Source organism: Adhaeretor mobilis (genome assembly GCF_007741515.1).
Taxonomy (GTDB): Bacteria; Planctomycetota; Planctomycetia; order Pirellulales; family Lacipirellulaceae; genus Adhaeretor; species Adhaeretor mobilis.
Window position 1 is genome coordinate 3,739,045 of sequence record NZ_CP036263.1, and the last position, 13,102, is coordinate 3,752,146.

At 54.7% G+C, this 13,102-nt stretch carries 9 protein-coding genes; 4 read left to right on the top strand and 5 right to left on the bottom strand.

What is annotated here, in order from left to right; genetic code table 11:
- Positions 1–201: 201 nt before the first annotated feature.
- The 4 genes from HG15A2_RS14770 to HG15A2_RS14785 form a co-directional block, all read right to left on the bottom strand.
- The gene (locus tag HG15A2_RS14770) at positions 202–1,923 is read right to left on the bottom strand and encodes a serine/threonine-protein kinase (RefSeq protein ID WP_145060958.1); all 1,722 of its coding nucleotides are present in this window, start codon (positions 1,921–1,923) and stop codon (positions 202–204) included.
- Positions 1,924–2,087: 164 nt separating this feature from the next.
- Complete coding sequence (locus HG15A2_RS14775; protein ID WP_145060959.1) at positions 2,088–3,857, bottom strand: DUF1559 domain-containing protein; 1,770 nt, start codon at positions 3,855–3,857, stop codon at positions 2,088–2,090.
- Between the two features lie 149 nt (positions 3,858–4,006).
- A complete protein-coding gene (locus HG15A2_RS14780; protein WP_246117748.1) occupies positions 4,007–5,803 on the bottom strand; it encodes a glutamine--tRNA ligase/YqeY domain fusion protein in 1,797 nt (598 codons plus the stop codon).
- Positions 5,788–6,300 (bottom strand): TspO/MBR family protein, encoded by a 513-nt coding sequence (locus tag HG15A2_RS14785; RefSeq protein ID WP_145060960.1) that lies wholly within the window; start codon positions 6,298–6,300, stop codon positions 5,788–5,790. The genes HG15A2_RS14780 and HG15A2_RS14785 overlap by 16 nt, the downstream gene beginning before the upstream one ends.
- Before the next feature lie 303 nt (positions 6,301–6,603).
- Between HG15A2_RS14785 and HG15A2_RS14790 the strand changes: the two genes are divergently transcribed.
- The 3 genes from HG15A2_RS14790 to HG15A2_RS14800 all read left to right on the top strand — a co-directional run bounded on the left by HG15A2_RS14790 (position 6,604) and on the right by HG15A2_RS14800 (position 8,342).
- Positions 6,604–6,924, top strand: a complete 321-nt coding sequence (locus HG15A2_RS14790) for a YbjQ family protein (RefSeq protein WP_145060961.1) — start codon at positions 6,604–6,606, stop codon at positions 6,922–6,924.
- A 51-nt stretch (positions 6,925–6,975) separates the two neighbouring features.
- Positions 6,976–7,440 (top strand): YbjQ family protein, encoded by a 465-nt coding sequence (locus HG15A2_RS14795; protein WP_145060962.1) that lies wholly within the window; start codon positions 6,976–6,978, stop codon positions 7,438–7,440.
- Between the two features lie 101 nt (positions 7,441–7,541).
- Positions 7,542–8,342: a PrsW family glutamic-type intramembrane protease gene (locus HG15A2_RS14800; protein WP_145060963.1), complete on the top strand. Its 801-nt coding sequence runs from the start codon at positions 7,542–7,544 to the stop codon at positions 8,340–8,342.
- A gap of 9 nt (positions 8,343–8,351) precedes the next feature.
- Here HG15A2_RS14800 and HG15A2_RS14805 read toward each other — a convergent pair whose 3' ends face one another.
- Complete coding sequence (locus HG15A2_RS14805; protein ID WP_246117749.1) at positions 8,352–9,023, bottom strand: DUF2238 domain-containing protein; 672 nt, start codon at positions 9,021–9,023, stop codon at positions 8,352–8,354.
- Between the two features lie 642 nt (positions 9,024–9,665).
- On the opposite strand from HG15A2_RS14805, the gene HG15A2_RS14810 reads away from it, so the two are divergent.
- Positions 9,666–13,076, top strand: a complete 3,411-nt coding sequence (locus HG15A2_RS14810; protein WP_145060964.1) for a S8 family serine peptidase — start codon at positions 9,666–9,668, stop codon at positions 13,074–13,076.
- Positions 13,077–13,102 lie beyond the last annotated feature (26 nt).

The following is a 13,102-nucleotide window of genomic DNA, read 5'->3' on the forward strand; positions in this document are numbered from 1 at the left end:
GAACTTCAACAAATGGCCCGGTGCTGGCGTAAACAGTACCAACGGCAGCTATGCACCGCGGCGAGCCCTGCATTCTACGCGGAAGCTAATCAGTGCGAAAGTCGCGCCGAGAAAGTCGCGCGAAACAGATTTGAGCCTCACCGTCCCGACGAGGTTCACTGTACTGGTCGCACAAACTAGGCTCTGGGTTCGCGCCGCAGCTCAAATGGCTGCTAATTCCTGCACCTGGCGGGCGAGTGCCTTGCGTTTCGGGCAGCCGAAGTCTTTCCACCAAGCGGCCGCATCAGCAACAGTCCAAATCGGCTCGACGGGGACTTCTTCAAGTGCCACGAGCAACTGAGCGACCGTTTGAAAGCGGTCTTCAGGCTGTTTTTCCAAGCATCGGAGGATTAGTTCTTCAAGCTCGAGCGGCAAATCGGGGCAGAGTTCGCGGGGCGGAATGGGCTCTTCCGACGCGTGGGCCACAATCACTCGCAACGGTTGTTCATACTCGAACAGGGGCCGACCCGTAGCCATGTAGTACATGACCGCGCCGAGAGAATAGACATCGCTGCGTTCATCGACATTAGGACTGCCAGTAGATTGCTCGGGCGACATGAACAAGGGCGAGCCCGTGATAGAGCCAGCGGCAGTCAGGCCCGCTTCGGTGACATCGCTCATCGGCTTGGCGAGGCCAAAGTCCAGCAGCTTTGCGACGTCGAAACGTCCGCCACGATACGCGCAGAAAATATTAGCCGGCTTAATATCGCGATGCACGAGCCCCTGGTCGTGCGCTTCGGCCAGCGCTTCACCGACTTGAAGCATGAGGTACACGATCCTCCCCGCTGACAGAGGGCCGTGCATTTCTACTAGCTCGCCCAAATTATGTCCGGGAAGATACTCCATGACGTAGTAGAAAGTACCATCGTCGGTGCTTCCGTAATCGTAGATATCGATTGAATTCCAGTGCGATAGCTTCGCCGTAGCGCGAACTTCGCGTTCAAAACGAGCGAGCACCTGCGGGTCGCCGGCCTTTTCAGGTCGGATGACCTTGATCGCACAAGGGCGTTTCATCATCTCGTGTTCGGCCAAATAGACTTCGCCCATGCCGCCGCTGCCAATGAGTTGCTTCAGACGATACTGGCCGAGCTGTTTCGCCAGGAATGCGTCGCGACGGAGTGTGCCGATTGTTTTCACACCAACCACCGCTGAAACACCAGTCATCAGTGCAATCAGGGCGTGCTCGATGAACACGCCGCGAAAGGCTTGCATCCCTGCGAGGTTAAGGAACGCGGGCGACTGCCAGGCAACCACTCCGATTACAACTAGCGGCCCCAGTGCCAGCAGCCCGATCACCACTGCTGCCCTTCGCCAAGTGTTGGGAACAAAAAGCGCGTAGCAGAAGATGAGAAACTGCCAAGGACCACCGATGTTGGGAATGTGGGTGTGCCCTTGGAGCGAGAGTGCGTCGTGTTCGAGACGCTGGGTTCCCAGAACGAAAAAGAAGGCGGCCGAGGAACCAACGATTAAGAGTTCGGCTATTCTTAATTTAGGAAGTGACAGGTCACACTTGGCGCACAGCTTCCACGAAATGAGCCCCAACAGCACGGTGACCGCCAAATGGGCGTAAGGGATACCGGCTGGTCCCACCGCTCCTTCGCCCCGCGCTGCCATTGCAAGTCGCCAGACAAGAAACATGGCAAACCCGCTCATGAGCACTACCGCTAAGATGCGGAGTCGGCCCCGTAGTAGCGCCCGCGTTTCCGCGGACATTTGCGGGCTGGAATCAGATACTAAGGCAACACGGCGTCGGGCCGATTTGCGCAGGCCCTCTTTCGATGATTGGTCGCCGGTCGAGGCCTCGCCGCTCGACTGATCGAGCAACGCTGGATCGGTTGCTCTGACGATCGTTTCGTCGTTGCTACCTGGAAGTTGCTCGGACATCAGTTTTGCTTTCGCTTGAGCAACATTGCACGCTGTGAATAAACTAGCCCGCGAGCTACGCCTCGCGTGGAATTATCGCCATACGCCAACACCGCGCGAGCTAACTCGTAAGCAATACTGTGTTCGCGGGCTAACTAAGTTTGTTTATTGGTTACGATAATTGACTACCAGTTCACGACTTCACCACCGTTGCGTGTGAGCAATGCCTTGAACATTTCCGGGTCGATGGCGAACGACATGGAGTGCACACTTCCATCGGCCAGCCCCGCCAGAAAGATCGCTGGATGAATTGCTTGGTCGAGCCCAGCCAATGGTTTCTTGGCGTTCAGCTCCCAGTCTGCCGGCTTGGTCCAAGTGACCGCCGCCGTGTTATCGACTTGCAAGAGAGCAATAGTATTCGATAGCCCATCGGTGAACTTTCTTAATGCTATCCCATTGCTCGTACCATCGAATGCAAGGCTTCCTCCAACAGGCGCTAAGTAATGGGTGTTGCCATCTCTTGGATCGACTGCAGCACTCGGCTCAGCGTAAACATCGGGCATTTTTTCGATGAGCGTCTTGTTGTGCTCGCTGTCCCACGGTTCGTCGAGATGAAACTGCTCATAGAGAGCCTGCTCCTCAATGAATGGCAGGATATGCACTCGCCAGCTCAGCAATGGATTGCCCTCGTCGTCATAGCTCGCATGCGCCGGGAACTGCCCCATAGTGTCGTGATAGTTGTGCATCGCTAGCATGATTTGCTTCATGTTGTTCATTGACATGTTCCGCCGAGCCGCTTCGCGAGCCGCTTGTACGGCAGGCAAGAGCAGGCCGACCAAAACGCCGATAGTCGCGTAATTCGTAAGCAATCCTCCACTGCCGTCAACTTTCGGATCGTGCTGAAATAGAGTCAACCTGACACCATCGCGATCGAACTGGACGCTTTCGTCCATCCTTTTCAGCATGCGCGTGCCGTATCGGCCCGAGGCTTGCTCAACTGGATCGTCCGAAGCAAGTGCCTTCTGAATCTCTGGCTGGGCTTTTGCCCTGACCAAGGCTTTCTTGCTCTCAACGATATGCATGAGTTTGTCGGCGGCAGCTTCATCGTTGGCAGTAACGACTAAGTTCGTGAGGCTCTGGTTCGAGAAGTTCACTCGGAATTCAACCGTGCTGATCAAATCAGGAAGTTCTCGCAAGTCATCCAGCTCCGGCGGCAAGTCAACCTGCTGCATTCCCATTTGCAATAGTGGTCGGATGGCGGCCACGTCGACCATAAGGAAAAAATCATCTCCCCGTGTTGCGGCTGCCACCTTAGCAGCAAGTGGCCCGACGCCGTTGATCCGATCGGGCTTGGTGAGCTCTTGCATGGAGAAGTCGGGCGTGAGCAGGAACGACTTTTCATCGGGTTGCAGGATGCTGGGTGCCATGAAATCTTGGCTTTTCAAGTAGTCCTTGCCGTTCACTTCGCCTGGCTGCGTGTGGCGAGTTAGCTGTTCCGAGTCGAGTGTTGCCGCTTCGGCGAAACGCACGAGTGCCGTGTAATTAGGTGGCCCGTTAGCGGGTGGAGAAACAGAGAGCACAATTTGATCTACCTTGAGCGGATCAAGCCCCGTTTCTTTGATCGAAGCAGCCTGGATGACTTCGGTGGGCATCATCTCCATCATGGCAGAGTTGAGTACCTGCCCGGGACGAGCAACGAGGATGACTGCCGCATCTGACAGAGCGTAGGAGAGATCGATTTCCGAGGCAGGCGCCATCGCCTTGTTCCCCAAAAGTGTCGTATCGTCGGTCGTACGTTGCGGATTAGGTGCCGGCTGCGTAACAGAGCGTGGTGGGACAGGACGCTGCACTTCTTGAGCGAGCACGGTCGTTGCCGGACCGCATGCCGTCAAGACTGCCAGCAGGCTACAGAGCCAACGGCTACTAGAACGATCAGGGCGAATTGACTCAGGCATTGCAAACCTCCAGAGTAAGAAACAGGTCGGAAACCGCTTCTTGCGGCCTGCCGTTGCGGTTCAGCCTAACGCTTGAGAAGGCCTGGAGTCAACTTACCTTCCGAGGCCCTAACCCATGGCCCGGGGTGCTCAAGCACCCCGGCCACGCATCAAGACTTCGACTTAGCCCAACTATCACGTAGGGTCGCCGTACGATTGAAAACGGGCTGCCCAGGGTTGGAGTCGATAGGATCAACATGAAAGTAGCCCAGGCGTTCGAATTGATACTTCTCGCCTGCTTCGGCATGCGAGAGTGACGGCTCTAGCTTCGCGGTGACTGTTTCCAACGAGCTGGGATTTAGGTTGTCCAGAAACGTGGAGCCCTCGGGCGCCTTGTTGGGGTTCTCCGTTTGAAATAGGTGATCATACAAACGCACCTCAGCTTCCACAGCCTGCTCTGCATTAACCCAGTGGATTGTTCCTTTCACCTTCTTTTCATTGTGCTTCGCCGTTGTATCAGGGTTGAAGGCACAGTGCAGCTCGACGACTTCACCCGCCTCGTTCTTGACGATCTCGTCCAAAACCGCGATGCCTGCTCCGCGGAGTCGCACTGCACCGTCGGGCTTGAGGCGGAAGAACTTTTTGGGTGCGTCCTCCTGAAAATCATCTTGTTCGATGTAAATCTCGCGACCTAGTTCTATTTTCCTCGTGCCGAACTCTTCGTTCTGCGGATGGTTGGGCAGCTCGCAAACCTTGGCCGTCTCGCCCTCGGGCACGTTGGTGAGCACCACTTTCAGCGGCCGCAGAACGCCCATGCGACGAGGTGCATTCTCGTTAAGGTCTTCGCGTATGGCGTCTTCGAGCCAAACCATATCGATGGTACTATTGACCTTCGTGACGCCAACTCGCTCGCAAAAGGACCGGATCGAGTGCGACGTGTAACCGCGACGACGTAGGCCGCGTATGGTTGGCATGCGCGGGTCGTCCCAACCGTTGACGTGCTTCTCAGTGACGAGTTGCAACAGCTTGCGTTTGCTCATGACGAGGTACGTCATGTTCAGCCGCGCGAATTCTATCTGCTGAGGGTGATGAATCCCCAGAGAATCGCAGAACCAATCATAGAGCGGCCGGTGATTCTCGAACTCAAGCGTACAAATTGAATGCGTAATGCCTTCGAGCGAATCGCTTTGACCGTGCGTGAAGTCGTACGATGGGTAGATGCCCCAGTCGTCGCCCGTGCGCTGATGGTGGGCTTTCTTAATGCGATACATGACCGGGTCGCGCAAGTTGATGTTCGGCGAGGCCATGTCGATCTTTGCGCGAAGCGTGCGCTCGCCATCGGCGAATTCGCCGGCTTTCATCTTGGCGAATAGTTCGAGATTTTCTGCGACCGTACGTTCACGATTGGGGCTCGGCTTGCCAGGCTCGGTTAGCGTGCCACGATACTCGCGCATTTGCTCTGCATCGAGATCGCATACATAGGCCTTGCCCGCCTCAATCAGTTGCACGGCCCAATCGTGAAGCTGCTGAAAGTAATCGGATGCGTAGAATAGGCGATCATCCCACTCGCAGCCCAGCCAGCGCATGTCGTCAATAATGGCATCGACGTATTCCTGCTCTTCGCGAGCCGGGTTTGTATCATCGAAGCGCAGGTTGAACTTGCCCTCGTATTGCTTCGCAATGCCAAAGTTCAGGCAAATGCTCTTCGCGTGACCAATATGCAAGTAGCCGTTCGGCTCCGGAGGAAAACGGGTATGCACCTGTCCTCCATTCTTACCCGCAGCCAGATCGGCGTCGATGATCTGCTCGATGAAGTTTCGTGAGGACTTGTCTGTGGCGTCGGTACCTGAGTCCATATCAGTTCGTTCTTGGTCGCGATGAAGTAGTGAAAGAATCGCACTATTGTACCTACCTGCCGGATTTGAGGTATCCCCGCTCGGCTTGAGAATCTCTAACGATTCAGCCACCAGAAGGCCGCGTTGAGAAGCGTCGCGAAACCCACCCAGACCCAATAGGGTAGAAACAAGATTGCGGCCGTTCTGCTAGCCGAACGGGCGGATAAGATTGTTGCTCCGATCGCCGACCAGAGCAGGACAATCTCAATCAAGGCCCACCCAGGCCTGTGGTAGCCAAAGAATACGATAGTCCACAGGACGTTGAGGATCATCTGAGCCCCCCAAAAACCCATTGCGAGAGACTTGGGAGCGTGTCTCCAAAGCAGCCACCCGGAGATTGCAATCAACATATAGAGTGGCGTCCAAACAACTGGAAACACCCAACTGGGAGGGTTGAAAAACGGCTTTGCCAGTGAGTCGAACCACGCATCGGGTGGGTAAAACTGGCCAATGGTGATTGCTGCCCCTGAGATCACCAAGAAAACACCCAGGCTGAGCCATTTACTGATGGACTTGGGTAGGAGACGCGTCTGCTCATGTCCATGATTACTGTCAGTGGAGTCTGTCATATTCTAAGGCACTTGCACGTCGGAGATGGAACAATTGGGGTAGTCACAGGACAGCCATCATACTCACAGGTATTGGACCGGAATTACAGCCTCTGATTCACCAATCCATGGATTTATCAGTGTCGGCTCTACGATCGAATATTTTTTATGAGCTCAATCTGTGGGTTCACTTCACCAAAGCTAGGAGGACTCCGTTTCTAGAGGCTTGCAGTGGGGGACGGGGATCACCACAATAGTGCCTACTTACTAGGTGCGACAATCTAAGAAAACTAATGCTCACTCCTATCTCTGGGATATCCTCTGATGATCGTCACGAATACCGAAACTGTCGCCGGCTACCATGTCGCCGAAATTAAGGGCCTCGTGCAGGGCAACACGGTTCGCGCAAAACATGTGGGACGCGACTTTGCCGCTTCCCTGAAGAACATCGTAGGTGGCGAGCTGAAGGGTTACACAGAATTGCTTACGGAGTCTCGCCGCCAAGCGGTCGAACGCATGATGGCCCAAGCTCAGCAATTGGGCGCGAATGCCGTGGTGAATGTACGATTCACTACCAGCGCTGTCACGGCAGGGGCCGCTGAATTGTATGCCTACGGCACGGCGGTGACTCTGACCGAGGCTTGAGCCCTTCTTCCCTGAGATCATCGCTAAGCAATCCAATAACGAGGTCCCGCAATGGGTGAAGTCTTATTCTTGTTCTTCCTGATCTTGGTGGGTTGGATATTTGGCCGAACTGCCGAACGTCGGCACTATGCCAGACTGCAAGGACGCGAATCAGCCAATGGCAGCTTTCTGGTAACCACCTTGAAGAGCTTTCCTGCTGCTACGGCTGGCACCACTCCTGGAATGGTGGTTGCCGAGACAGTTGTGGCAACGGACTACCTCAAGAGCTTTCTGGCAAATATACGCCGACTATTTGGTGGTGAAGTGCGCAGTTATCACTCGTTACTCGGGCGTGCACGACGCGAGGCGACTCAGCAATTAGTGGAGCAAGCACAAGCTTTGGGCCACAATGCCATCTGCAACGTGCGCATCCAAACTGCCGATGTTGGTGGCAGCACGGCATCTAAAAAAGGGGCGGCCATGGTTGCTGTGCTCGCCAGCGCAACGGCCTACACGTATGACGCTCCGACGGTTTAGCGCAGTCTAGCCGGATAAATCAGTCCCGGCGGTAGGATTGATCAATCCTGGATCACCTCGCGCTTACCTGATCGTCAGTCAAAGCGATTCGAGTCGATAGGATGAGCAAGCATTCTCGCAAAGATGGTATCGAATTCGAGCCTCACTTGGCCGACGCGGCTCCGCAGCTCGATCCGAGTGAAGCCCAGGCAGAAGATTTGCTTCAGCGTGAGTGGCAGAAATCCAAGCTAGCCGATCACGTTGAACACAACGTCTGGGAAGAGCCCACGCTAGCCGGCGAACTCAACGCTCCTCCCGAGGCAGACCAACTAACCTACGCGAATTGGCTCACGTTCGAGCTCCAACGTACAAGTAGAGAGAAGACGTGGTTGGTGGCACTTCTCGTGATCGCGGCTTGCGGACCACTGGGAATCATAGGTGCATTGTTCGGCGGAATTTCAATGGGCGGTGGTGGGATAGCGAATCTTGTCCAGCTCCTCGGTGCCGTGATTATGGGTCCGATCACCGAAGAGATAACCAAAGTGCTCTTAGCGCTGTGGATCGTTGAGAAACGACCTTACTTGTTCAGTTCGCCTTTTCAAATAATGCTCTGCGCAATAGCAGGAGGTTTGGCGTTCGCAGCAATCGAAAACCTCATCTACTTCAACATCTACGTACCGCAGCACACCGCCGCCTTCGAGCTTTTCCGCTGGACGGTATGCGTCGCTTTGCATGTGAGCTGTTCGACCCTAGCGGGAATTGGTCTCTCTAAGATTTGGCAAGGTGCCATCCAAGACCTCCGCCGGCCTCGCCTTGCCGACGGCATACCGTGGTTCTACGCTGCGATGTCGTTTCACGGGCTCTACAATTTTCCCGTGATCGTCGCGGAAACACTCGGCTGGCTTCAGTTCCTAAAGGAATAGCCTTAAAGCTTAATCTTCCGCCTGCAATGGTCTCTGAGTAGGCAGTATAGAGCGGGCCAAACTGAGCCCCGCCACTGCCAGCAGGCTACCCAGGCAAGCGAGAGCCATGTCTTTCTGGGCATCCCAATAGTCGCCCTGCTGCCCGTTGTAGCGTTCGGCAAACTCGGGAGCGGCAACGACGGCCAAACCCCATTCTAGGATTTCGTACGCTGCGCTGACGGCGGCGACAACCGTAAACGCAGCACCGAGCGCGAGCCAGCGATTCAACCCAGACAACTTCTTGACTGCCTCCGCAGTGGGTAACGTGAAGAGAAAGCCAAAAGCAAAGTGTACGAGTCGGTCGTAGTGGTTGCGTTGCCAGCCAAATTGATTGCTTAGGTTCCTTCCGAACAAGGCATCACACCAACGATCGTAGGGCACGTAGGAGTAGATCCAACGAGCACCGATAATGTGCATCAGCAGGAACACCGCAATGCAGGTCGCTGACGTGCAGCTAAAGTAGCCAGTGCGTGAAAACAAGAATAGGCTAAGCAGACCAACAACTGTGGGCATGTGTTGCAGCCATTGCTCTTTTGGATATACCGGAGAAAAGAGGCTGATCGCTAGTGCAAACAAACAGCCAATCGCTAGAGCGAGCTGATACTTTGAAGTTTGCCGTTGTTGTAAAGTCTGTTCAGGCAAGTTCGTGCTCGCTTGTGTGACTACGTAGATCCTCGCCAGGCCTATTAGTCAGCATGATTTGCGATGTCCAACACCGCTAGAGAAATTTGGATCAGCAAGCGTCTTCAAGACACACATTCGTTACCAGGCACGGGCTATGTCTCTTCCCGGATTCGCGTGCCAATGCGAACGCCTCCGGGCGTAAACAACTGTAATCAAGCTGTTCAACGGCTTTTCTGGACCTGAAGAGCGAACACTCTGGTTGCAAATCTCGTACGTCATGTTGCATCTAGGCAACATCAGGTTGCCTTCTGGCAGCGCCAAGTTTCGCGACGTGGAAGGTCGTCAACGCGCAGCCATCTATGGTTGGGTCGTAGGACTCAACCCGCATAGCTTTCCAGGCTTACCAAGCTTGCTTGATCCGCAACGCCTAGGAACTTGAACTAAGTTTCTAATGCTGCCCAAGCTACTACAAAGTTGTGATTTAGCTCAGTGCAGCAAGACGACTGGCAATAAAAACCACGTAGAACTCCCCACTGCGCTCGTTTGCCGGCAAGCTTTTCTGATCATTCTCGTTTACATTGAACTGCCGGTTGGACAAACAGGGTCGTCGCGAGGGAGCGCCGCCTGAATCCCAGCCAAGGCACAGAGGGGACCGGGCACATGCCCAAGCGTAAAACAGACACCAATCGAGTGATCAGCCAGATCGAATCACTTGAGGAACGGCTCGCGATGACGGCCGATCCTGTGAGCGGCTTCATGGGCGGTGCAATTGAGCACCACGCGATTGAAGAACCGCCAGCACTAGACCAGCACATACAGCAGCAGGTTGAAGCGACTGCTGACTTCTGGCGCGATGCGCAAGCCCCGGTTGATCTCGACGAGTATCTACGCGAGATCGAACAGCAGCTCAACAGTGCTCATAATACCACCGGCCTGAATGACGTTCGCGACGACTACGGCTTCACAGGTCGTGGCCAAACCGTAGCCGTGATTGATAGTGGTATCGCTTACGACCACTATGCTCTTGGCGGCGGACTGGGAAGCGACTATCGCGTGGTTGGCGGCTGGGACTTTACTGGCGAAAACGACGCTGATCCTTACGACGATGGCCCTTCTGGCTCGCACGGTACCCACGTCGCAGGCATCATCGGCAGTACAGACAGCACCCACGAAGGCGTTGCCCCAGGTGCTGATCTTGTTGGTCTGCGCGTGTTCGATGATGACGGCAATGGCTACTTCCACTGGGTAGAAGACGCCCTGCAGTGGGTTCACGACCACCGCAACGACTTTGAAAACCCGATTACCGCAGTGAACCTCTCTTTAGGAGTATCCAGTTGGAATTCGAGTGCTATCCCGAACTGGGCAAACCTAGAGAGCGAATTCGCCCAATTGGAAGCGGACGGCATTTTTGTCGCTGTTTCGGCCGGCAATAGCTATGCAGACTTCAACACGCCGGGACTCAGCTATCCAGCCGCAAGCCCGTACGTCATTCCCGTAATGTCGGTCGACGATAGCGGCAGCCTTAGCTATTACAGTCAGCGGCATGAGCGTGCCATTGCCGCCCCTGGACGTTCAATCTACAGCACCGTGCCTGACTATAATGGCAACAACAACGGCACGACTGACGACTTCCGCTCCAAGAGCGGTACCAGCATGGCTTCGCCTTATGTGGCGGGCGCCAGTGTGTTGGTGCGTGAGGCGATGGAATTTACGGGTATGACCGGCATTACCCAAGACACCATTTTCGATCACATGATCGCCACGGCTGATTCGTTTTTCGATTCGGCAACAAGTTCGTCGTACAGCCGACTGAATATTCAATCCGCTATCGATGCCCTAATGCCCGTCGACGATTACGGCAATTCAGTTGGTGCTGCCCACGATTTAGGAACAATCAGCGATACTGCTTCGGTCAGCGGCGTGATCTCCAAGCTCAACGACTCGGACTTCTTCAGCTTCACAGCCGGTGCCACCGGCACGGTAAGCTTCACTGCGTCCAATATGAGCCACGAACTGGCTGCCCAGTGGACAGCTTCAGGCGGAACTGTCTCGGGCGCCAACGGAGAGACGCTTACTCTAGATGTGGTAGCCGGCCAAAGCTACGCCGTGGGCTTCAGCACTGCTGATGGTCTTGGGTACTTCGACTTCGCAATTACTTCGGAATCGACTTCGACTTTCACATTCAGCGACTGGGGCACCTTCTCCTCTGGTAGCCAAGCAGACGTGAACGTTGCCGGCGAGGGTTGGTATCGCGTTGAGGCTTCGCAAGACGGTTACATGACGGTCCAGGCAGCGTTCAACGCAGCAGCCGGCAATGTGACTCTGGAGCTCTATAACGAGAACATGGATCTGGTCGATACGGGTGATCTGCGTGTCGATGTGCTGACCAATGCCGGCCAAGCATTCTATATCCACGCCGTTGGCACCAACGCTGATGTTGATTTCCTGATGACGAATCTTGTTGACATTGATAACGGCTTTGTGACTGTTAACGGAACAGATGCCGACGATGCATTTGAGTTCTTTGTTAACGAAGGATATTACCTGACGGTCAACGGTGTTGGCTACGGATTCGATGCGAATGAGGCAAGCAACTTTGTGTTCGAGGGCGGGGCCGGTACCGACGTTGCTACGCTCTACGACGGAGCGGCAAACGACGTTGCCACCTTCCGGGTGGGCAATACGATACTCTCTAGCAACGACTACCTAGTGACTGTGAATAGCGCCGAAGATGTCTACGTGAATAGCGGCGGCGGGTATGACCATGCCGTATTCCACGACTCAGCGGGTGACGACAAATACATTGGTTGGTCGGATCGGGCTTCCTACCGTGGTGAAGGCTTCCGCCACGATGCCGTGGGCTACTCGAACGCTGTTGTGCATTCCGATAGCGGCTACGATAGCGCTACGTTTTATGATACAGCCGGAGACGAATGGTACATTGGCTGGCACGACCGAGTGCGATTTGGAGGATCTGGCTTCCATCATGACGTCAGAAACTTTGAATCAACGCTAGCCACTTCTACTGGAGGAGCCGACGCATCTACTTTCTATGATACGGATGGCGACGATGTCTATGTGGCTTGGGCGGATCGGGCCATCATGGCAGGCGAAGGTTACCACAATGATACTCGTGGGTTCTCAGGAACCTACGCCTATGCGACGACCGGCTACGATCTAGTGAAATTCTACGACACAGCTGGCGACGACACCTATGTGTCGTGGTCTGACCGGGCCCTTATCACAGGTGATGGCTACTTCAACGACGCACGTGGTTTCGACCAAACCCGCGTTACTGCCAGCGGCGGAAACGACAAAGCTGTGTTCCACGACACATTGGGCGACGATAATTTCATCGGTCGTTCTGATAGTGCGACCATGATGGGTGCTGGCTACCGGAATGACGCCTTTAACTTCGATACTTATGATGCAATTGCTACCACAGGCTATGACCAAGCAACGTTCTATGATTCTGCCGGGGACGATCTGTACATCGGCTACTACAACCAAGCGAAAATGTGGGGTGAGGGATATTATCACACCGTTAACTCATTTGACCGCACGATAGCCTTCTCAACTGAGGGTTATGACCAAGCGACGCTCTACGATGCCGCAGGGAATGATAGCTATGTTGGCTGGAGCGACCGAGCACTCATGGCAGGTAGCGGCTTCTTTAATGACACACACGGATTCAGCCGAACGATCGCTTTCTCCAATTCCGGTAATGACACGTCAGTCTTCCATGGCAGTGACGGGAACGACAGCTATGTGTCATGGGCCAATCGCGCTCTGATGGCCGGCTCAGGCTACTTCAACGATGCTCACGGATTCGAGCAGTCCCGAGCATACTCTACCGGCAATGGCAATGACACGGCAACGCTCTACGACTCAGCCGGAGACGACCAAGTCGCCGCCGCTGCTTGGGGGGCCTATCTTGAGTCGAGTGTCTCCCGTACAGAGGTCCGAGGATTCGATCAAGTAAACGCATACTGCCAAAATGGTGGCATTGATGAGGCAACTTCAGAGGAAGCGTTGGACTACGTATTTAATCTTGTTGGAGAGTGGCATTAGACGACCAAAGCAACAGACGCTCGAAG

What these genes read in the sequence shown, in the direction of transcription:
- HG15A2_RS14770 (WP_145060958.1), bottom strand. Translation starts at nt 1,923, where the DNA reads ATGTCCGAGCAACTTCCAGGTAGCAACGACGAAACGATCGTCAGAGCA.
- HG15A2_RS14785 (WP_145060960.1), bottom strand. Translation starts at nt 6,300, where the DNA reads ATGACAGACTCCACTGACAGTAATCATGGACATGAGCAGACGCGTCTC.
- HG15A2_RS14775 (WP_145060959.1), bottom strand. Translation starts at nt 3,857, where the DNA reads ATGCCTGAGTCAATTCGCCCTGATCGTTCTAGTAGCCGTTGGCTCTGT.
- HG15A2_RS14810 (WP_145060964.1), top strand. Translation starts at nt 9,666, where the DNA reads ATGCCCAAGCGTAAAACAGACACCAATCGAGTGATCAGCCAGATCGAA.
- HG15A2_RS14800 (WP_145060963.1), top strand. Translation starts at nt 7,542, where the DNA reads ATGAGCAAGCATTCTCGCAAAGATGGTATCGAATTCGAGCCTCACTTG.
- HG15A2_RS14795 (WP_145060962.1), top strand. Translation starts at nt 6,976, where the DNA reads ATGGGTGAAGTCTTATTCTTGTTCTTCCTGATCTTGGTGGGTTGGATA.
- HG15A2_RS14790 (WP_145060961.1), top strand. Translation starts at nt 6,604, where the DNA reads ATGATCGTCACGAATACCGAAACTGTCGCCGGCTACCATGTCGCCGAA.